This is a genomic window from Streptomyces sp. NPDC005799, assembly GCF_040630525.1.
GTDB classification, from domain to species: Bacteria; Actinomycetota; Actinomycetes; order Streptomycetales; family Streptomycetaceae; genus Streptomyces; species Streptomyces griseorubiginosus_B.
In genome coordinates this window covers 20,627-39,695 of record NZ_JBEXXQ010000071.1, presented here as the reverse complement: position 1 = coordinate 39,695, position 19,069 = coordinate 20,627, and the positions used below count along the sequence as shown (strand labels likewise).

19 protein-coding genes are annotated in these 19,069 nt (G+C 68.3%); 2 read left to right on the top strand and 17 right to left on the bottom strand.

Annotated elements, in window-relative coordinates:
• The first annotated feature begins 35 nt into the window (after positions 1-35).
• Both ABZ453_RS44285 and ABZ453_RS44280 read left to right on the top strand, forming a co-directional pair.
• Positions 36-788: a GntR family transcriptional regulator gene (locus ABZ453_RS44285; protein WP_359024660.1), complete on the top strand. Its 753-nt coding sequence runs from the start codon at positions 36-38 to the stop codon at positions 786-788.
• Positions 789-991: 203 nt separating this feature from the next.
• The gene (locus ABZ453_RS44280; RefSeq protein WP_359024658.1) at positions 992-1,492 is read left to right on the top strand and encodes a hypothetical protein; all 501 of its coding nucleotides are present in this window, start codon (positions 992-994) and stop codon (positions 1,490-1,492) included.
• Here the strand turns inward: ABZ453_RS44280 and ABZ453_RS44275 are convergent, their stop codons facing one another.
• The 17 genes from ABZ453_RS44275 to ABZ453_RS44195 form a co-directional block, all read right to left on the bottom strand.
• Complete coding sequence (locus ABZ453_RS44275) at positions 1,493-2,332, bottom strand: LLM class F420-dependent oxidoreductase (RefSeq protein ID WP_359024656.1); 840 nt, start codon at positions 2,330-2,332, stop codon at positions 1,493-1,495.
• Between the two features lie 67 nt (positions 2,333-2,399).
• On the bottom strand, positions 2,400-3,569 hold the full coding sequence (locus tag ABZ453_RS44270) for an acyl-CoA dehydrogenase family protein (protein WP_359024654.1): 1,170 nt from the start codon (positions 3,567-3,569) through the stop codon (positions 2,400-2,402).
• 59 nt (positions 3,570-3,628) lie between these two features.
• Positions 3,629-5,527: a propionyl-CoA synthetase gene (locus ABZ453_RS44265; protein WP_359024652.1), complete on the bottom strand. Its 1,899-nt coding sequence runs from the start codon at positions 5,525-5,527 to the stop codon at positions 3,629-3,631.
• Positions 5,528-5,573: 46 nt separating this feature from the next.
• The gene (locus ABZ453_RS44260) at positions 5,574-6,002 is read right to left on the bottom strand and encodes an OB-fold domain-containing protein (protein ID WP_359024650.1); all 429 of its coding nucleotides are present in this window, start codon (positions 6,000-6,002) and stop codon (positions 5,574-5,576) included.
• Positions 5,999-7,150 carry a thiolase domain-containing protein gene (locus tag ABZ453_RS44255; protein ID WP_359024648.1) on the bottom strand — a complete coding sequence of 384 codons (1,152 nt, stop codon included), beginning with the start codon at positions 7,148-7,150 and terminating at the stop codon, positions 5,999-6,001. Before ABZ453_RS44255 ends, ABZ453_RS44260 begins: the two co-directional genes overlap by 4 nt.
• A 34-nt stretch (positions 7,151-7,184) precedes the next feature.
• On the bottom strand, positions 7,185-7,946 hold the full coding sequence (locus ABZ453_RS44250) for an SDR family NAD(P)-dependent oxidoreductase (RefSeq protein ID WP_359024646.1): 762 nt from the start codon (positions 7,944-7,946) through the stop codon (positions 7,185-7,187).
• 46 nt (positions 7,947-7,992) lie between these two features.
• Positions 7,993-8,844: a MaoC/PaaZ C-terminal domain-containing protein gene (locus tag ABZ453_RS44245; protein WP_359024644.1), complete on the bottom strand. Its 852-nt coding sequence runs from the start codon at positions 8,842-8,844 to the stop codon at positions 7,993-7,995.
• Positions 8,845-8,847: 3 nt separating this feature from the next.
• Positions 8,848-9,639, bottom strand: a complete 792-nt coding sequence (locus ABZ453_RS44240; protein WP_359024642.1) for an enoyl-CoA hydratase-related protein — start codon at positions 9,637-9,639, stop codon at positions 8,848-8,850.
• A 7-nt stretch (positions 9,640-9,646) separates the two neighbouring features.
• Positions 9,647-12,004, bottom strand: coding sequence for a CoA transferase (locus tag ABZ453_RS44235; RefSeq protein ID WP_359024640.1), 2,358 nt, complete (start codon positions 12,002-12,004; stop codon positions 9,647-9,649).
• A 124-nt stretch (positions 12,005-12,128) separates the two neighbouring features.
• Positions 12,129-13,781: an acyl-CoA mutase large subunit family protein gene (locus tag ABZ453_RS44230; protein ID WP_359024638.1), complete on the bottom strand. Its 1,653-nt coding sequence runs from the start codon at positions 13,779-13,781 to the stop codon at positions 12,129-12,131.
• Positions 13,782-13,843: 62 nt separating this feature from the next.
• The gene (locus ABZ453_RS44225) at positions 13,844-14,266 is read right to left on the bottom strand and encodes a cobalamin-dependent protein (RefSeq protein ID WP_359024636.1); all 423 of its coding nucleotides are present in this window, start codon (positions 14,264-14,266) and stop codon (positions 13,844-13,846) included.
• A gap of 118 nt (positions 14,267-14,384) precedes the next feature.
• Positions 14,385-15,869, bottom strand: a complete 1,485-nt coding sequence (locus ABZ453_RS44220) for an FAD-dependent oxidoreductase (RefSeq protein WP_359024634.1) — start codon at positions 15,867-15,869, stop codon at positions 14,385-14,387.
• Positions 15,870-15,999: 130 nt separating this feature from the next.
• The gene (locus ABZ453_RS44215; RefSeq protein WP_359024632.1) at positions 16,000-16,353 is read right to left on the bottom strand and encodes a hypothetical protein; all 354 of its coding nucleotides are present in this window, start codon (positions 16,351-16,353) and stop codon (positions 16,000-16,002) included.
• A 23-nt stretch (positions 16,354-16,376) separates the two neighbouring features.
• Positions 16,377-16,778, bottom strand: coding sequence for a nuclear transport factor 2 family protein (locus ABZ453_RS44210; protein ID WP_359024630.1), 402 nt, complete (start codon positions 16,776-16,778; stop codon positions 16,377-16,379).
• Positions 16,779-16,861: 83 nt separating this feature from the next.
• Positions 16,862-18,313: an aromatic ring-hydroxylating dioxygenase subunit alpha gene (locus tag ABZ453_RS44205; protein WP_359024628.1), complete on the bottom strand. Its 1,452-nt coding sequence runs from the start codon at positions 18,311-18,313 to the stop codon at positions 16,862-16,864.
• A 30-nt stretch (positions 18,314-18,343) separates the two neighbouring features.
• A complete protein-coding gene (locus ABZ453_RS44200) occupies positions 18,344-18,544 on the bottom strand; it encodes a hypothetical protein (protein WP_359024626.1) in 201 nt (66 codons plus the stop codon).
• Positions 18,545-18,606: 62 nt separating this feature from the next.
• Complete coding sequence (locus ABZ453_RS44195; RefSeq protein ID WP_359024624.1) at positions 18,607-18,936, bottom strand: 2Fe-2S iron-sulfur cluster-binding protein; 330 nt, start codon at positions 18,934-18,936, stop codon at positions 18,607-18,609.
• Positions 18,937-19,069 lie beyond the last annotated feature (133 nt).

The following is a 19,069-nucleotide window of genomic DNA, read 5'->3' as shown; positions in this document are numbered from 1 at the left end:
GTGCGTCGAGGCGACTGTAGACTTTGCGACGGACCATGTTGGCGACACTGTTGCATGTCAATTCGGCGATTCGGAGTTCGATGGTGGCAACGAGCGTAAGGGCAGATGCCGACCCTCTCCTCGACTCGCTCTATGAGCTCATCCGTACGGGAGAACTGTCACCGGGTCAGCGTGTCGACCAACGCGCCATGTCCGAGCGTCTCGAGGTCAGCCGGACTCCGTTGCGTGAAGCGCTGCGCGCTATGGCGACCGACGGGGTCCTCGTCCGTACCCCCAACGCCGGCTACGAGGTCGCGAAGCTCAGCGCCGCGGACCTGTTGCAGTACTACTCGATCCGCACCTTCCTGGAGACGGAAGTGCTGCGTTCGCTGGTCTGGCCCGACGCCGAGCAGTTGGCGGCCTTGAAGGAGGCCAACGAGGAGTGCCGCGCCGCCGCGAACGACGTCACCATCGACCGGCTCGTCTCCAGCAACCGCACATTCCACCTGATGATGTTCTCCTGGTCGCCCCTCACCGTCATGTACAAGGAGATTCTGCGGGTCTGGCGGGTCTCGGAGCCGTATCGGGTTCTTCACCTCTCCAATCCCGACAGACGTCGTCGTGTCGCCGCCGACCACGACAAGATGATCGCGGCCATCGAGGCTCAGGACGCCAAGAAGCTGGTCCGGCTCATGGACGAGCATCGGGGAAGGTCGCGGAACCTCCTGCAGGACATGCTCGGTTCGGCCATCACGCCCGCACTCGTGTCCCTCCCCCAGGACAGCCGGCGGGCTCGTCAGAGTTCCTGAGTGGACGTACCAGCGGACCGCTGACATGTTGACCATCCAATCGCACGCAAAATAGCATGCATTATTACAGCGTGCAGAGAGGGTGGACTATGTCGATCCCCAAAGCCCAGGGTTTCACCTTCGATCCGATTCGGATGGTGAAGAGGGTCCGCGATCGCTACGAGACGACGCGGAACCCACGCCACAGGCACATGCTGGAGCAGGTGCTCGAGCACCTCGAGGGCGAGGTCGAGTTCGACCTCGACCGGCTCATGAACGCTTACCCGGTTCCCGAGCCGAGCTACCGGGTATGGCATGACGGCGCCGACGTCGGCCCCAAGGGCCGCCAGGCCGTGCGGGACTGGTACGCGGGACATCTGCGCGCACGCGGCCTCGTCCTGCAGTACGACATCGAGACGATCGTGGTGGACGACCGGACGGTTGTGACAGACGGCTACATGTCCGCCGTCCTGCCCGGACAGAACATCAGGGATCGCGGGGTGCCGGACGCCGACCCGGCGAGGGTCTACCTCAAGCGGTTCCGCAACTGCATCCTGTGGCCGTTCGACGAAGCCGGCCGGCTCATCGGCGAGGAGTTCCACCTCAGCGGCAACCTCGGCGCCTCCGACCTCTGGGTCCTGGAGGACGCGGATGTGCCCCAGGAGTTCCACCGGCTGACGGAGGCAGCCGAGGCCTTCGAGAAGAAGTCGGCCAGCCTGCCATGATCACAGCAGCCCGTATCGCTCCGGGGCGTTGAGCTCGAGTCTGCGCCGAACCCCTTCCAAGGTGTCCGCCTCCACCGTGACCACGAGCTGGGTCACCCCGGCCCGCCGGTACCGCTCGACCAGTTCCGTGGAAAGGCGCGCGCGGGGGGTCACCGTGATCTCGAACCCGGTGAGGTCTCGGCCGAGTGTCTCCGCATGCTGGAAGATGGCCGTTCTCGCCTCCGCCGCCTGCTCCGGGGTGTGTCCGAAGCCGTACCAGCCGGAGCCGAGTTCGGCGGCGTCCTTCAACGCCGTGGGCGTCGTGCCCCCGAGGACGAGTGGAGGGCCGTCGGGGCTGATCGGACGCGGATGGGCGTCGATGCCGCCAAACGTCACGAAGTCTCCGTCGAAGACGGGTTCCTTCATCGTCCACAGCGCCTTCAGAGCCTGGAGGTGTTCCCGGAACCGGGCGCGTCGGCGGTCCGTGGGAACGCCCATGGCCTGGTATTCGACCGTCAGGTAGCCGACGCCCACGCCGAGGACCAGGCGCCCGCCGGAGAGGACGTCGACGGTCGCCGCCTCCTTGGCGAGCTGGACCGGTTGCCGCAGCGTGGCCACCACGATCCCGGTGCACAGCTGGATGCGTTCGGTGTGGCCGGCGAGGTAGCCGAGGGTGACCAGGGGGTCGGCCATGGGCCAGTCCGGGTCGAGGGGAGGTTTGTCCTGCCGGGGACTCGGCAGGACGAGATGCTCCCCGGTCCACAGCGAGTGGTAGCCGAGTCCTTCCGCGTACGCGGCCACCTCGCTCGCCTGGCGGGACACCATCCCGCCGACGTTCGCCCCGAAGAATCCCAGCTTCATGTGACGCCCCTTGTGCATCTCGCGCCGCCCGCTTTCGGGAAGCGATCCGACTGGCCGTCGCGGCCCGTCATCCGGCGCACTGCCCGCGCTGGTCGAATCGGCGCCCCAGGTACTCGGACGCGATCCTGATCCGTTGCATGGCGGGGGTGCCCCCGGCCAGGGCCCACCCGTGCGCGTCCCTGTGCAGCCGTTCGACCTCGTACTCCTCGGAGTAGCCGTAGCCGCCGTGCAGTTGGATGGCGAGATCGGAGACCTGCTTCGCCATCTGGTTGGCGAAGAGCTTCGCCACCGAGGCTTCCAGCGCGGCCGGTGCACCGGTTCCCGCGTTGACCGCGGCGCGTGCGATCAGCAGCCGCGCGGCCTCGACCTGGACCACCATGTCCGCGAGGGCGGACTGGACCGTCTGGAACTCCGCGATCTCCCGGCCGAACTGGCGGCGTTCCTGGATGTAGCGGGCGGTGCGGTCGAGCGCGGTCTGGCCGACGGCGAGCGACATGGTCGCGTTGCCCAGACGCTCCACGGAGAACGCGGTGAAGAGCTTGCGGAACCCGCCCTTCGGGACGATCACGTCATCGAGCGGGACGCGGACGTCCGACAGGAACATGTCGGCGGAACCTATGCCCCGAAAGCCCATCAGGTTCTCCTGGGGCCCGAAGGTCAGGCCAGGCGTGTCGCGGTCCACCAGCACGGCGCCCATTCCGGCGGACCCCTTCTCGGGGCCGAAGCGGACGTAGACGAGGTACTTCTCGGAGAATCCCGCGCCCGAGCACCAGCGTTTGGTGCCGTTGAGCACCACCTGGTCACCCTCGATCCGGGCGGTGGTCGTCGCGTCCGTGGCCGCGGATCCCGCGTCGGGTTCGGAGATGGACACGGCGATCGTCGTCTTCCCACTCGCCACTTCGGGCAGGATGCGCTTGCGCTGCTCCTCCGATCCGAACAGGTCGATCACCCTTGCCGGACCGGTCGACGCTTCGAACACCGGCCAGGCGGCGACCGGGCTCGCCTTGGCCAGCTCCTCCAGAACGATGAGGGCGTCGATCAGCGGGCGGCCACCACCGCCGAACTCCTCGGGCAACGTCAGGGCCAGCAGCCCCAGGTCGGCGAGCCGCCTGCGCTCAGCGTCCGGCAGGTGCACCCGTCCGGCGTCCCACTCACGAGCCCGAGGCGCGTACTGCTCGGCGGCCACCTGCGCCGCCAGCGCCCTCAGGTCGCGCTGCTCCTCGGTGAGCTCCCACATATGTCCTCCTGATGTCAGGCCTGGCGCGGCCTCTTGGCTTCCGGCGAGCGTCATACCGCTCAGGTCCTATGAAGGAAGGGACGGAGCGTGTCGAGGACGCGCGGGTCGTCGATGGTCGACGGCACCGGCTCGTCCGCGCCGTCCGCGAGCCCGCGCATGGTCTTGCGCAGGATCTTGCCCGAACGGGTCTTGGGCAGGGCCGGCACGATCGCGATGTCCTTGAGGGATGCGACGGCACCCAACTGGTCGCGCACCATCCCGACCAGTTCGGCGCACAGCTTCTGGGCGTAGTCGTCGCCGCTGGTGTCGACGTCCGCCTTGAGGACCACGAAGCCCCGCGGTACCTGTCCTTTCAGCTGGTCGTTCACGCCGATCACGGCGCACTCGGCGACGTGCGGGTGGGACGCGAGGACCTCCTCCATCCCACCGGTGGACAGGCGGTGCCCGGCGACGTTGATGACGTCGTCGGTGCGCCCCATGACGTACACATAGCCGTCGGCGTCGATCCGTCCGCCGTCGCCTGTGAGGTAGTAGCCCTCGTACGCCGACAGGTACGACTTGATGAAGCCTTCGTCGTCCTTCCACAAGGTGGGCAGCGCCCCGGGTGGCATGGGCAGCTTCACGGCGATGGCCCCATCCTCGCCGGGCGGCATCGGCCTGCCGCCGGCGTCGAGGACCTGTACGTCCCAGCCGGGCAACGGGAGCGTCGGCGACCCGGGCTTGATCTCGAGGAGCTCGATCCCGGCCGGGTTGGCGACGATCGGCCACCCGGTCTCGGTCTGCCACCAGTGGTCGATGACCGGGATCCCGAGCAGCTCCGACGCCCAGCGGTGCGTCTCCGGGTCCAGCCGCTCGCCTGCGAGGAACAGGTACTTCAGGGAGGAAAGGTCGTACCGCCGGGCGTACTCGCCTGCCGGGTCCTCCTTCTTGACCGCCCGGAAGGCGGTGGGAGCGGTGAACATGGTGCGTGCTCCGTGCTCGGAGATCACGCGCCAGAACTGCCCGGCATCGGGGGTGCCGACGGGCTTGCCCTCGTAGAGGATCGTCGTCGCCCCGGCCAGCAACGGCCCGTACACGATGTACGAGTGACCGACGACCCAGCCGACGTCGGACGCGGTGAAGATGGTCTGGCCGGCGCCCACGTCGTAGACGTTGTGCATCGACCAGACCAACGCCGTCGCGTAGCCGCCGCAGTCGCGCACCACGCCCTTCGGTTTGCCGGTGGTGCCCGACGTGTACAGCACGTACAGGGGGTGGGTGCTCTCGACCGGCACGCAGTCCGCCGGTTCCGCCGACGCCATCGCCTCGGCCCAGTCGACGTCGTCGGGCCCCATCGTGGCCTCGGCCTGGGGGCGTTGCAGGATCACGCGCTTGCCGGGTGTGTGCCTAGCCAGTTCGACAGCACGGTCCAGCAGGGGCTTGTACTCGATGACCCGCTTGCCCTCGATGCCGCAGGACGCCGAGACGATCACGGCCGGTTCCGCGTCGTCGATGCGGACCGCCAGTTCCTTCGCGGCGAACCCGCCGAACACCACCGAATGCACCGCCCCGAGCCGCGCACAGGCCAGCATCGCGACGACCGCCTCGGGCACCATCGGCATGTAGATGATCACCCGGTCGCCTTTGTGCACCCCGAGGTCGCGCAACACACCGGCGAACCGCGCCACGTAGTAAAGCAGTTCCCCATAGGTGTAGGTCTGCGTGTGCCCGGTGACCGGGGAGTCGTAGATCAAGGCGGCATGATCGCCGTGCCCGTCATTCACGTGCCGGTCCAGGGCGTTGAACGCGACACTCAGCTCACCGTCGGGGAACCAGCGGTAGAAGGGTGGGTTCGCGTCGTCGAGTGCCTTCGACGGGGCCCGGTGCCATGCGAGGCTGTCCGCCGCGTGGAGCCAGAAGCCCTCCCGGTCCGCCATGCTCGACCGAAAGACCTCCTTATACGTGGCTGCTTGGTCCACTGTTCGCCTCACTCCCTGGTCGATGGAACGGTCGCTCGCCCGTGGGTCATGACTGCACAACGAAGCGCAGGACGGGGGCGGCGCCGACGTTGTCGAAGCGTGCCGTGACGCGGCTGCCAATGGCGACATCCAAGACAGGACCGCCGTCGGCCGTGATGACGTTCGTCAACACACGTGGCCCTTCCTCGAGTTCGACGTACGCCAGCACATACGGCGAGGCCTTCGCGAAGGCACCTTCTCCCCGGTACACGACGGTGTGGCTGTACACGACGCCGTTGCCGGCGACCGTCTCCCAGCGGACCTCGCTGCCTTGGTGGCGAGGGCAGAAGGGGCGGGGCGGCCAGAGGAACGCTCCGTCCTCGGCGCACCTCGCGAGGGTCAGCCTGTTCTCGGCCGCGCCCTCCCAGTACGCCTCGATGCCGGGTTCGACGGTGAACGCCACATCGGGCCACGCGTGCGATCCGCCGTCGCTCATGAGTCCTCCTGGCCGAGGATGAGGGTGGCACTGCCCATGCGCGTGCCGAGCCAGCCGCCCGTGCCGTGGACCAGCGCCACGTCGCAGTCCGGGATCTGTACCGCCGGGGCTGCCTCGCCCCGGAGTTGTCGTACCGCTTCGATGGTGCGCGTCATCCCGCCGCGGTTCGCGGGATGGTTGTTGCACAGGGACCCGCCGTCGGTGTTGAACGGCAGTGCGTCGCCGGCTCGCAGCGTGCCGTCGGCGACGAAGCGTCCGCCGTCGCCCTTCGCGCAGAAGCCGAGGTCCTCCAGCGTCATGACGACCGTGATGGTGAAGGAGTCGTAGATCGAGACGTAGTCGATGTCGGCGTGGGTGACGCCTGCCTCGGCGAAGGCACGAGGTCCGGACCATACCGCGCCGGTGTGCGTGAGGTCGGTGCGCCCCAGGTCCGTGTGTTTCACGGCCTCCCCGGCTCCGAGCACCTTGACGGCCCGGCGCGACAGGCCCGCCGCGACCTCCGGCGAGACCACCACCAGCGCTCCGCCTCCGTCGGTGACGACACAGCAGTCCATACGGTGCAAGGGGTCGGCGATCATCGGGGATTCCAGGACCTCCTCGACCGTCACCGGCTTCGAGAGGAACGCCCGCGGGTTGTGCTGCGCGTGCGCGGCGGCGGCGACCTTGACCTCGGCGAGCTGCGCCGGCGTGGTGCCGAACTCGTACATGTGCCGGCGTGCCGCGAGCGCGTAGGAGGCGGCGTTGCTGTGTCCGTAGGGCGCCTCGAAGGGATGAGCGGGACCGGTGGACGGGGGCGTTCGGCGTCCGGCGGACCGGGGGCGGCCGCCCATCGTGATCAACGCGACGGTGCACTTCCCCGCGGCAATGGCCTGGGCCGCATGGCTCACCTCGGCCACGTAGGTCGAGCCGCCCAGGTCCGTCGAGTCAATGTGCCTGGCGGCGAGCCCCAGATGGTCCGCCATCGCCAACGGTCCCCCGGGCGCGTCCCCGGAGCAGAAGTACCCGTCGACATCCTCCAGTCGCAGACCCGCGTCGGCGAGCGCGCCAAGGGCCGCCTCGACATGGATCTGCGCCGTGGAGGTGTCCGGCAGGACGCGCCCGGGGTGTTCGTGGGCACCCACAATGAAGGCCGCACCACGAAGGGTCATCGGGCACTCCTTGCGACAGCGGGATCGGCGGTGTTCACGTGCGGGGACCGCCAGCTACGTAGATCACCTGGCCGTTGATGAAACCCGCGTCCTCGCTCGCGAGGAGCGCGATCGCGTTGGCGATGTCGACGGGCTGGGCAACCCTGCGCATCGGGTTGCGCTTCTCTGCGGCGGCCTTGAAGGCGTCGAAGTCGATGCCCTGCCGTTCGGCAGTCTGCCGGACCATGTCGGTGTCGACGAAACCAGGGGCGACGGCGTTCACGGTGATGTTGAACTGGCCGAGTTCCAGCGCGTGCGTCTTGGTCATGCCCTGGATTCCGGCCTTCGCCGCCGAGTAGTTGGTCTGCCCGCGGTTGCCGAGTGCCGCGACGCTGGAGAGGTTCACGATCCGTCCCCAACGGTTCTCCACCATGGAGGCCTGGGCGGCCCGGGTGAACAGGAACGTGCCCTTCAGGTGGGTGTCGATGACCGTCGTCCAGTCGTCGACGGTCATCTTGAACAGGAGGTTGTCCCGTAGCACCCCGGCGTTGTTGACCAGTACCCCGATCGGTCCGAGTTCGCCGATCGTGCGCTCGACGGCGGCGGCCACCTGATCGGGGTCGGAGACGTCGCAGCCGACTGCGGTGGCCTTGCCGCCGTCGGCGATGATGCCCGACGCCACCGACTCGGCCTTGTCTCCGGCGAGATCGACGACGGCGACCGCGGCGCCCGCCGCCGCCAGTCGCTGCGCGGTGGCGGCCCCGATGCCCTGGGCGGCACCCGTGACGACCGCTACGCGACCGGTCAGGTTCACCATTGCTCTCTCCTCTGCGGCTTGTTGCTATGACCCGCTCTGCCCGTGCTCACCGGAAGTCGAACCGCCCTTGGTCCAGCACGGTCCGCCCTGTCTCGTCCTTCGTCCTGAACCGGACCCCGACGTCGTCTGCCCACGTCTCCGTCCGTAGTCGCTCGCCCGGATGTACGGGACGGCTGAATCGCGCGTACATGGTGTGGAACCGGGACACCTCCCCCTTGCACAGCTCGCCGACCAGGGCGCGGTGAACCACGCCGTAGGTGCACAGACCGTGCAGGATCGGCCGGTCGAAACCCGCCCGGGCCGCGAAGGCCGGATCGGAGTGCAGGGGGTTGCGGTCCCCGCTGAGGCGGTACAGCAGCGCCTGGTCGGGTCTGGTCGGCGTGGTGACGACGGTGTCCGGCTCGGTGTCCGGTTCGCTCCATCCCGACATGGGATCGGGGGGCCCGCCGAACCCGCCCGCTCCCCGGATGAAGTAGCCGAGCCGGCTGCGCCACAGCTGCTCGCCCGTTTCGGCGTGCGAGGCACTCGTGGAGATGACGACGAGCGCGCCCGAGCGTTTGTCGTGGATTCCCTCGAGCCGCGCCTCGACAAGTGCGGCGCCCTCGGGAGGGATCGCCGCGGTCATCTCGATCCGCTGGTCGGCGTGGAGGAGCTTGGCCCGGTCGAACTCGCCGAGGGGTATGCGCCGCAGGAGGCCGCTCTGGGCGAGCACGATGCCGAAGGTGGGGAGGACCTGTTGGGCGACGCCGGCGGTGTTCTCCGTCGTCAGACTGAGGTCGTCCGCGGGGTCGGCCTGGCCGGCGCCGACGCCGAGTGCGTAGAGGATCGCGTCCTTGTCGGTCCAGTTCACCGTGAACGGTTCCGCCCGGAAACCGACCGCGTCGAGGTTCAGCTCCATGGGTCAGTGCCCCGAGTACTTGGGTGCGCGCTTGTACTGGAACGCGCTGATCCCCTCGAGGAGGTCCTGCGAGCTCATCGTCTGCGCCTCGTAGGCGAAGGACAGCTCTAGTACCTCCTGGGCGCGCAGCCGCATCACGTGATTGAGGGACCGTTTCGTGCCCTGGACCGCGAGCGGCGGCAGCGCGGCGATCCGGTCGGCGAGCGCACGGGCGGTGGGCAGGACCTCCTCGGGAGTTTCCACGAGGTCCGACACCACACCGAGCGCTGCGGCGTCCTCGGCGAGCAGCGGGTCGCCCGTCAGCAGATGGCGCTTGGCCTTCACCATTCCCATCGCGGCCGGCCACATCACCACGCCGCCGTCCCCGGCGACCAGTCCGATGGCCACGTGTGAATCGACGATGCGGACGCCGCGCGCGGCGACCACGGCGTCACAGGCCAGAACGATCGTCGAGCCCAGACCGACGGCGTGTCCGTGCACGGCAGCCACCACGGGCACCGGTAGGTCGAACAGGGCGTCGATGAGCCGACGGCCCGCGTCGGTGCCGCGCTGGATGGCGGCGATGTCGCCATGCTTGCTCTTCAGCATCTCCATGTCGCCGCCGGCGGAGAACACCCTCCCCTCGGCGCCCAGGACGACGCACCGTGTGGAACCGTCCTTCGCCACGGAGTGGATTGCGTCGACGAGTGCGTCACGAAGACAGTCGTCGACACGGTTGAGCAGCTCGGGACGCGACAACATGATCTCGGTCCGCCCGTTGTCATGGGCCGTCACGTCGATCGGGGATGTGCTCATGGGACTCCTAGCGCAGGACGCCGTCGGCGCGCAGTTGTTCGATCCGCCGCGGATCAACCGCGAGCAGTTCCTCGAGGACGTCGTCGGTGTCGGCGCCGAGCAACGGCGCCGGCGCTGCCCGTCCCCCGGTCCTGCCGCCGAACTTCCAGGGGACCACATAGACGTCGGTGTCGCCCAGGTACTTGTGGGGGACGCGGACGGTGAGCTCACGTTCCTTCGCCCAGGGCGAGCGGGACATGTCCTCGAACGAGGCGACGGGGGCCGCCGGTATATCGGCCTCGAGCAGCGTCTCGACGAGTTCGTCCCGGTCGTGGCCCGAGGTCCAGTGGGCGATCGCCGCCTCCAGCTCGGGTCGACTTCGCAGTCGTTCGCCGCTGTCGGACCAGCGCGGGTCCGCGGCGAACGGGGCGTCCGACGCCGCCGCGACGAAAGCCGGCCACTGCTCGTCGCGGACGCTGAGCGCGATCCACCGGTCGCCGCCCTTGCACGGGAAGTGGCCGTGCGGGGCGAACCGCGGATGGGTGTTGGCCGGCACCGGGATGTTCGCCTCGATCTGGCCTTGGGCGATCGGAGCCGGCAGCACGCACAGCAGGGCCTCGATCTGCGACAGGTCGATCCAGCTGCCCCGCCCGCTGCGGCGTCGGCGGATGAGCGCGGCGAGCAGGACGGTGAGCGCGTGTCCGGCGGCGTTCGGATCACCGAGAGCGGGTGACAGGCTGCCGACGATGTTGTGTTCGTCGTAGCCGATCAGGGACTCCAGGCCGGACATCGCCGCCATGATCCCGGCGTAGCCCTTCATCGTGCGCAGCGGACCCTCCTGCCCTCCCATCGACATCGAGAGCATGACGACCGACGGGTTGCGCTCGGCGAAGTCCGCGTACGTCAGGCCTAGGCGGGAAAGGGCGCCGGGGCGCATGTTCTCCACGACCACATCGCAGTGCTGGACCAGGTCGAGCAGGAGTGCCCGGCCGCGTTCGTCCTTCATGTCCACGGTGATGCTGCGCTTGCCGTGGTTCATCTGGTTGAAGTACGGCGTCGCCTCGTGCTCGGGGCCCTCGACCTCGACGCCGTCGCGACGGGCCTTGCCCCGCAGCCGTCCGGTGTCCAGATGCCCCGCGTGCTCGACCTTGATCACGTCCGCGCCGAGGTCGCCCAGCACCGAAGTAGTCAGCGGACCCGACCAGACCCAGCTGAGGTCCAGCACCCGCAGGCCCTGGAGCAGACGGGCGGGCTCGTGCGCGGTGCCCGTCACCGGCCAGGGGCGCGGGCCGGTCGTGTCGGCCGCGGGCTCGTGCAGGTGCCAGGGGACGGTGGCAGCGCGAACGCCATCGGGGTGCTCCGCGAGGAAGTCCCGGAACGCGAACTGCTCCTCCTCCAGGGCCTCCCGCATGGATCGGATAGGTGCCACCGCCAGGCCCTTCTCCCGCCCGATCTCCATCAGTTCGTCGATGGTGTGCGCGCGGATCCAGGGCTCCAGGTGGGCGTCGGCCTCGTCGGCGTGCAGCCGTGCCACCACCCGCGGATCGGCGAACTTCTCGTCGCGGCTCCACGCGGGGTTGCCCATGGCTTCCAGCAGGAGGTGCCATTCTCGCTGGTTGCGGCACATCAGGACGACGTGACCGTCCTGGCAGCGGAAGATGCTGGCCGGGTAGACACCCGCCGAGCCGGGAGGCCGTGCGCCGTCGCGGGTCCACGGCCGTTCGTACGGCAGGAAGTTCGCCGTGATCATTCCGACGTAGTAGGCCAGCACGTCGCGGCCGGCCACCTCGACGCTGCGCAGGTCGCGGCTGTCGGGGTCCGCGAGGAGTGCGGCGAGCCCGGCGGCCGCCGCGTAGACGCCCGCCTGGAAGTCCGCGATGTCGAAGGGGAGGCTCAGCGGTGCCATGTCCGCGTTGCCGATCGACCAGCTCACCGCGGACCACGCGGCGGTGGTAAGGCTGTCGCTGGGGATCGTCTCGCCGTCCACGACGGCCCCCGCGAGGTGGACAACGACGGGCGGCGTGGCCAGTTGGGCCGCCGCGGTGACGAGTTTCGACGCCCGCTCGCGCCACCGCGCGTCCCCCGAGTCGGTCTCCACGAGGACGACGTCCGCGCCGTGGACCAGGCTCTCGGGAGCGAGGGACGCGTTGAAATCGGGCTGCGCCTTTCCTTCGTGGAGCCACCGGTCGGCCAGCTCCGCGGTCCGGCCTGTCGCCGCCATGTCGAGGGGCGGCCCGAAGCGCGTCACCGACGCGCCGAGAGCGGCGAGCAACCTGCCCGCGTAGGCACCGGACGGACGTGACGAGAGCTCGACCACGCGGGTACCCGCGAGCAGGTCGCCGGAACGTAGCCCACGGGCTGCGGCACGCGTACTGGGTTGAGTCACGATCATCTCCTTATCGCTCCGATAAGCATGCCAGATTGCATGCCATTTTGGCGACACCTGAGCCAACGTCAACGTCTAGCAGGACACGTCCATCAGAGCCGGGAGGACCGGCAAGACCGGAAGGTCAGCCGAAGGCGAAGGGTGACTCGACCGCGTCGAAGGGGTCGTAGCGCATGCCGCAGGCCAGACGCTGCACGCCCGACACCTCGCCGACCGTCGCGCCGGCGAGGAAGGCGTCCGCCATGGCGTCCTGGGTATTCCTCTGTCCGCGTGCCGAGTCGTACACGCCGCGCAGCACCTGTTCCAGCTGCCGCGGGTCACGCGCCCTCTTCTCCTCCACGAAACGCTGGACATGCGCCTCGACGGCGGCACGGTCCACCTGGAAGCGGGGCGGCCGCTCGTCGTGCGACGGGGGGAAGGCGTTCACTCCGATCACGATGCGTTCGCCGGCCTCGACCTCCTCCTCACGGCGGAAGTTCTCCTCGTCCATCGCCGACTCGATCGAGCCGTCCTCGATGCCTCGCAGCAGTCCGTGCTCCTCGATCTTCGCCAGTTGGGCCAGTGCCTCGGCCTCGACCTGGTCCGTGAGCGCCTCGACGTAGTAGCTTCCGCCGAGCGGATCGGCCGTGCGCGCGGCACCCACCTCGTGCGCGAGGATCAGCTGGGTACGGGTGGCGAGTTCGCGGGCCTCATGGGTCGGGACACCGATGGGCTCGTCGAACGTGCAGGTCTCCACCGACTGGACCCCGCCGAGGATCGCGGCCAGGGTCTCGACGGCGGCGCGTGTCAGGTTGTTGAGGGGCTGCGCGTGGACCAGGGAGCGCCCCGACGTGTGGCAGGCGATGCGTAGCCGCATGCTGCGCGGGTCCCTCGCGCCGTACTCGTCCCGCATCGTGCGCGCCCAGATCCGGCGCAGTGCCCGGAACTTGGCGACCTCCTCGAAGAGGTCGATGTCGGTGGTGGAGACCCAGGCCATTCTCGGGGCGATCTCGTCGATCCGCACTCCGCGTGCGAGCAGGTCCGTGAAGGTCTGCCGGACGATCGCCATCCCCAGGGCGATCTCCCCCACGGGCGTCGTCCCGCGCTCCCGCAGGTTGTAGCACTGGGGGAACCCGCAGGACCATTTCGGGGTATTGCGGGCGACGAACTCCAGGGTGTCGATCGCGAGGCGGTGCCCGAAGGCCGGCGAGACGAACTTCTGCCCGCCGCCGTCGAGGTTCAGCCGCAGGTAGTCCGGCATGTGCGAGCCGTGCAGATCGCTGAGCGGCAGCCCGTTCCTGCGGGCGTACGCGATGACCATGGGGTAGATGTTGAAGGTGACGTGCCAGGCCACGTCGGTCTTGGTGATGTCGATGTCCCTGAGCAGCCGTTCGAGGTCGTTGACGCTCGACACCGACGCGCCCTCGAGGCCCACGTCACGGCGCAGCACCGGGTGGTCCGGATCCAGCCCCTGGGTCGAGACCGTGTCCAGTACGACGTCGACGGCGGCCGATCCCGCGTCCAGCGACCTGGCCACACCCTCGGCGGTGTCCTCCGGACTGCCGTAGCCGACGATGTTGCGCAGGGTCCACATGCGGCTGCGGTACATCTTCGGGAAGGCGCCGCGTGTATAGGGGAAGACGCCCGGGTCACCGAGTGCCTCGTGGTACCGCTCGTCCGGCTCGTCGGGCCGGTAGAACGCCTCTGTCGGCATCCCCGACCAGGTGTCCGTCCGTGACAGCTTGACCGAGACCTCGGACACGTCCTCGGTGGTACGTCCGTTCTCCTGAGCGTTCACCCTTGCTCCCTCCACATCGCCGTGCTGGTACCGGCCTGCCGCCGCTGTCGACCGATCGGGTCTCACGGACCCCGCTCACTCGACGCCGGCGGCGTGAAGGTGCGGTCGATGAACTCGAGGATCTCGGAACGGGTGGAACCGGGCCCGAAGACGCCGGTGACTCCCAGGCCCTCCAGGGCGGGGACGTCCTCCGGGTGGATGAGCCCGCCCACGAGGACCCCGACGTCTTCGGCTCCGGCCCGGGCGAGCGCCCTGACCAGCTCCTCGCTCCGCGCCACATAGTCACCCGTACTGAAGCTCACCCCGACGAAATCGGCGTCCTCGCTGACAGCCACCTCGGCAAGCTGCTCAGCGGTGTTGTGTTCGCCCAGGTAGACGACTTCCAGGCCGTGGTCCCGAAAGGTCCGGGCCAGGGTGCGGATGCCCTTGCTGTGCTTGTCGGACGCCACCATGCCCAGAACGCATCGGATCTTCCGTGGACTCACCGGGAACCTTCCCTCACCCGCACAGCGTGCATGCGTTTTAGCATTCCATCGTCCTCCGCCTGTCTGCGGCAGGCCCCGCCGAGAGCGATCCGCGTCTGCGGGGCCTCCGGGTCCAGGGTCAGGCCCCGATCGCGGTCGACGCCTCCGGTACCGCGTCGGGCGAGGCGGGCCGGGCCGTGTCGTCGCCGAGGTGAGCCGCGTTACGGCCCGCGACCCGTCCGTACGCCAGACAGTTCGCGATCGAGTTGCCGCTTCCGATGTACACCTTGCCGATCACCCCGCCGGTGCACTCGCCCGCGGCGAACAGGCCGGGCACCGGTCGCTGGTCGCCGCGCAGCACCCGTGCCTCGGAGTCGACAGCGGGTCCGCAGGCGGTCAGCCCGGTCATGGACAGCCGCAGCTCGCATCCGTAGAACGGCCCCTGGTCGACCGGGCGCATCTGCTCGCCGTCCTTGAGGAACAGCGAGTCGTGCTTGTGCGCGGCGTCCGCGTTGTACCGCTCGATGGTGCCGGCCAGGTTGGACGGCGGAATCCCGAGCTGCGCGGCCAGGTCGGCCAGTGTCGCACCGGTCTTGACCTTGCCCGCTTCGATCGCCTCGTCGATGACCGGTTCGATGAAGTGCGGCCTGGGGACACCGGACAGGTTGACCTTCGTGGCCGCCATGGTGGCGGCCGGGCTGGCCGCCTGCTTCGCGGCGTGGTCGAAGATGGCGAAGACACGATTGCCCTGCGCGCGCACGATGGGATCCGCCACGCTGTAGGGCGCCATCTCGTCCATGAACCGGCGCCCGTCGCGGTTGACTATCACCAGCCAGCCGGGGAGGTACGCCTGCGGGTCGCGGTTGAAGTCCGCGATGAGGACCCACGCGCCGCGGTCCTTGCCCTCGATGTAGGCGCCGACCGGCTCCACGAGACCGAAGACGTCACCGGAGTCGGGGAAGTCCCCGCCGATGTACCAGTAGGCGTCGTTCTCGTGGGCGAGCGGCAGATATTTCTCGTGCAGGGCCGGGTTGCCGGCGAAACCCCCCGTGGCGAGCACCACGGCGTCGGCCCGGATCACCTGGTCGCCCGCGGCGATCCCGCGTACCACCCCGTCCTCGACCACCAGGCGGTCGACCCGCTGGTCCAGGGCTATGTCGATCTTCGGGTGCCTGCGGACGTGACGCACCAGGACGTCGACGATCTCCTGTCCCTGGCCCGGCACCGCGTGCCCCCGAGGGACACTCTCCTCACCGGCGTGGATGAGCTGGTCCTGGAACGTGACGCCGAGGCCGCGGATCCACTCGAAGGTCTCGGGAAGCTCGTCCACCAGACGACGGACCACGGAGGGCACCACGTCCCAGTGGTTGGCCAGCATGTAGTCGTGGAACAGTGCGTCGGGGTCGTCCTCGAGTCCGTTCGCTTTCTGCAGACTGGTACCGGCCGCCATCATGATGCCGGTAGAGAGCCGGCTGGCGCCGCCGAGGGTCGTCTCGGCGTCGACGAGAAGCACGTCCGCGCCGTTCTCCGCCGCCTCGAGGGCTGCCGACAGACCCGCCATCCCCGAACCGACGACGACGACATCGACGTCGTTCGTGACGGCGTCCTGGCTGGTGTTGCTCATGGTCTCTCCTGTCAATGGGGTCATGCGAGCACGGCTCCTCGACGGCTGCCGCAGGACACTTGCCGTGGACGGTGTCCGTTTCGAAGCCAGGACCCCCGTTCATGGGCACCGTCACACGATCGTGAGCCCGTCAGGACTCTCCTGGGGAGCTTGTCCGCGCCGCCGCGGTGTCGTGGGTGGTGATCAGCCGCAGGAGTCTGGTCACCGGAGGCGGATCGGTCTGGATCGCGTCCGACATCCGGAACTCGCCCGCGTCGAAGGCGGCGAGCAGGCGCTGGACCGCGCCCTGGAGATCGTCCGCCTCGATCTCGTAGATCGCCACGTGGGGCCCGTTGCCGTCAGCGGGGGCGTAGCGGCGTGCGCCGACGAATCCTTCGACGGAGCAGACGTCAGGGAGGTGCACATGGTCGTACCAGTGGTTGTACTCGGCCTCGCGCTCCGGCGCCGAAGGCCATGTCTCGACGTAGAAGATCCCTCTGGCCATGCCTGTCCCTCTCTGTCTCGTCGTCAGTGGGACATGAGAGGGAGCAGGGTCTTCTCCGCCAGCTGGGTGTCCATGTACTCCGTGACCTGACGGATCCTTCCGTCGTGGAACCGGAAGAGATGGATGTACTGGTTGTTGTACTCGGCCCCGTTGACCATGACCGACCGCCCGAGCGACTCGCTGGCGACCCGGTCCTCCTCTGCGGTGAGACACCGGATCTCGAAGCTGATCCCCGACCTGGTCATGCTCGGCACTCCTTCGACGAAGGCGAGCACCGCGTCACGGTCCATGGTCCCGGAGATCTTGCTGTACCCGGCGATGACGGCGCGGTAGTCCTCGGTGATCGTGGACTTGAACAGCTCCACGTCACCTGCCCCCATCGCCTTGAAGTACGTCTTGACGACTTCCTTGTGCGCGTTGCTCATAACCGGTCTCCTCATTGAGCGGTCGTGATGGAACTCCAAGTGGGGGGATCGGTGGCACTGATGGTGGGGGGCAGGTCGCGCGGTCAGACGCGGTCGTTGATGTAGTCCATGAGCCGGGCGTGGAAGTGCCGGATCCGGCTCTCCTGGTACGAAGCCAGTGTGATCCCCGGCTTGGTCCGCGGCAGCGCCTTGAGACCGCGCTGGATCTCCGGCATGTTGATGCGGTCCTGGTTCACGATCGCTCCCAGGCTCCCGAGTTCGGGAGCGTCGAGCCAGTCGCCGTCCCGTTCGAGCCAGTGCACCTTGGCCGGCTCCGGGCGGGGCTGTCCCTCGGGCACCGGCGTCAGATAGAAGATCTCGAGGATGCAGGAGTCGGGGTCGTTGCCGTTGGGCCTGAACCGGTAGTAGATGTTCGTCATCCCCGAGTCCCAGGGGAAGAAGTTCGGGAACACGAAGTACTGGACGGCGTCCATCAGCTGGTAGGCCGGGGTGTCCCGCAGATCCAGACCCAGCCGAGGTGCGAGTTCCTCGCGGATGGTGTTGACGATGCGCTGGCGTGCGGTCATCCCCTCGGGGAGGCCTTCGAGAATCTCCCTTGGCACGTCCCGTGAGTTGGTGCCGAGCCGCTCCTCGTAGAAGGTCCGTGCCTCGAGATAGCTCTCGTAGATGTCCTCTTCTTCCAACTCGCCCAGGGTGCTGCTGCTCACGCCGCGCGCCGACAGGACACGGTTGACGTTCTTGCCGAACAGGTCCACCTGGCTCATGTAGTCCTGGATGCTCGGCGCTGTCTGCGGATGCGTCGCGGGGAGGTGGTAGGCCTCGATGAACGCCTCCAGCGCCACCTTCCAGTTGGCCGACACGACCTGCGCCACGTGCACCGACTTGTAGCGCTCCTCGTAGCGGGTGTGCTTGAAGTGATCGGGGATGGGTGCCAGGAACTCCTCGAGCGGCTCGCAGTCGGGGTCCATGTTGATGAACACGAACCCACCCCAGGTACCCACCTTCACCTCGGGCAGCGCGAACCGTTCCTGGTCCACGTGCTTGAAGTCCCAGTCACCGCACGGGAGCTTCTTGATCCCGCCGTCCAGGTCCCAGGTCCAGCCGTGGAACGGGCAGCGCAGCTCCGGCACCCTTCCGTCCACCGTGCGCAGCCTGCGGCCCCGATGCAGACAGGCGTTCTGGAACGCCTTGATCTGTCCGCCCGGGGTGCGGGTGACGATGAACGAGTCGTTCACGATCTCGTAGACGACATGGTCGCCGGGCTCCGGGATCTCCTCCTCCCGGCACGCCATCTGCCACGCTTTGCGCCACACGTGCTCGACCTCGAGCTGCAGGAACTCCTTCGAGGTGTAGCGCTCGGCGGGGATGTCCTCGTCCCCCAGATCCGTCCAGGACGGGCGGAGGAAGTCGGGGATCTCGTCCCCGTCCTCTCGAACGACCTGCTGATAGGTCTTCCCCGACCGTCCCGCGACCTTCTTCTCGATCAGCGCTTCGACGTCGGTCTGCTCCGAGGAAGATTCCGAAAGCTGCGTCATCTTCGGCGCCGCTCCTCTCGCTGTGGTGACTCAGTCCTGGGATGCGGTGTGGGCGCCGGCGACATAGTCGAGCATCACCTGGTCCGCGTAGGTGAGGTCCCCCGACACCCTCGTCCCGTCGCGGCGGAACACACCGCGTTCGCCCGTGTCGGGCTTCTCGACCTCCACCGTGCCGTCAGGAAGCAAAGTGAAGACCATGTTCGTGCCCCGTTGCACCAGCTTCTTGCTCATCCCTGCTCCTTGGCGTTCCCGACCCGTCTGGGTGGCTCGAGGCATGCGGCCCGGGTCCCGTGTCATGCCGCCCTGCGCACTCCGCGTTTGAAGACGACGAGGTCCTTGTCCGGACGCACTTGGCAGGCGAGGCGCAGCGGGCCCCTGTTCACGGTGTCCACGATCGTGGTGAGTCCCTCGGCTTCCAGCGGCCCCGGCGGGTCGAGATGGTCCGCGCCCTCGACCACCGACATGAAGCAGAGGTGACACGTCCCCATGCCCTCGCATGTCGTCGGCCATCGGACACCCTGCTGAAGGGCGGCCTCGAAGACACTCAGGCCCGAAGGGACCTCTATCACTACGTTTTTCGGTTCGACCGTGACTGTCACGGGGCGTCCGTCAGGCTGTGGCATCGGGATCCCTTCGTCCACGGGCCTCCCTTTTGGTAGGCGTCATGTTATGCAAAATAATCGACGCGTGTCTAGGGTCACAGCACTCCGGGTTTCAACGGAGCTCCCGCGTTGCCGGCTCTGCGCGCAGGCCCTG

Excerpts from the sequence above, each read along its gene's own strand:
- ABZ453_RS44285 (WP_359024660.1), top strand. The coding sequence starts at position 36 with ATGTTGGCGACACTGTTGCATGTCAATTCGGCGATTCGGAGTTCGATG.
- ABZ453_RS44275 (WP_359024656.1), bottom strand. The coding sequence starts at position 2,332 with ATGAAGCTGGGATTCTTCGGGGCGAACGTCGGCGGGATGGTGTCCCGC.
- ABZ453_RS44270 (WP_359024654.1), bottom strand. The coding sequence starts at position 3,569 with ATGTGGGAGCTCACCGAGGAGCAGCGCGACCTGAGGGCGCTGGCGGCG.
- ABZ453_RS44260 (WP_359024650.1), bottom strand. The coding sequence starts at position 6,002 with ATGAGCGACGGCGGATCGCACGCGTGGCCCGATGTGGCGTTCACCGTC.
- ABZ453_RS44255 (WP_359024648.1), bottom strand. The coding sequence starts at position 7,150 with ATGACCCTTCGTGGTGCGGCCTTCATTGTGGGTGCCCACGAACACCCC.
- ABZ453_RS44250 (WP_359024646.1), bottom strand. The coding sequence starts at position 7,946 with ATGGTGAACCTGACCGGTCGCGTAGCGGTCGTCACGGGTGCCGCCCAG.
- ABZ453_RS44245 (WP_359024644.1), bottom strand. The coding sequence starts at position 8,844 with ATGGAGCTGAACCTCGACGCGGTCGGTTTCCGGGCGGAACCGTTCACG.
- ABZ453_RS44240 (WP_359024642.1), bottom strand. The coding sequence starts at position 9,639 with ATGAGCACATCCCCGATCGACGTGACGGCCCATGACAACGGGCGGACC.
- ABZ453_RS44220 (WP_359024634.1), bottom strand. The coding sequence starts at position 15,869 with ATGAGCAACACCAGCCAGGACGCCGTCACGAACGACGTCGATGTCGTC.
- ABZ453_RS44215 (WP_359024632.1), bottom strand. The coding sequence starts at position 16,353 with ATGGCCAGAGGGATCTTCTACGTCGAGACATGGCCTTCGGCGCCGGAG.
- ABZ453_RS44210 (WP_359024630.1), bottom strand. The coding sequence starts at position 16,778 with ATGAGCAACGCGCACAAGGAAGTCGTCAAGACGTACTTCAAGGCGATG.
- ABZ453_RS44205 (WP_359024628.1), bottom strand. The coding sequence starts at position 18,313 with ATGACGCAGCTTTCGGAATCTTCCTCGGAGCAGACCGACGTCGAAGCG.
- ABZ453_RS44200 (WP_359024626.1), bottom strand. The coding sequence starts at position 18,544 with ATGAGCAAGAAGCTGGTGCAACGGGGCACGAACATGGTCTTCACTTTG.
- ABZ453_RS44195 (WP_359024624.1), bottom strand. The coding sequence starts at position 18,936 with ATGCCACAGCCTGACGGACGCCCCGTGACAGTCACGGTCGAACCGAAA.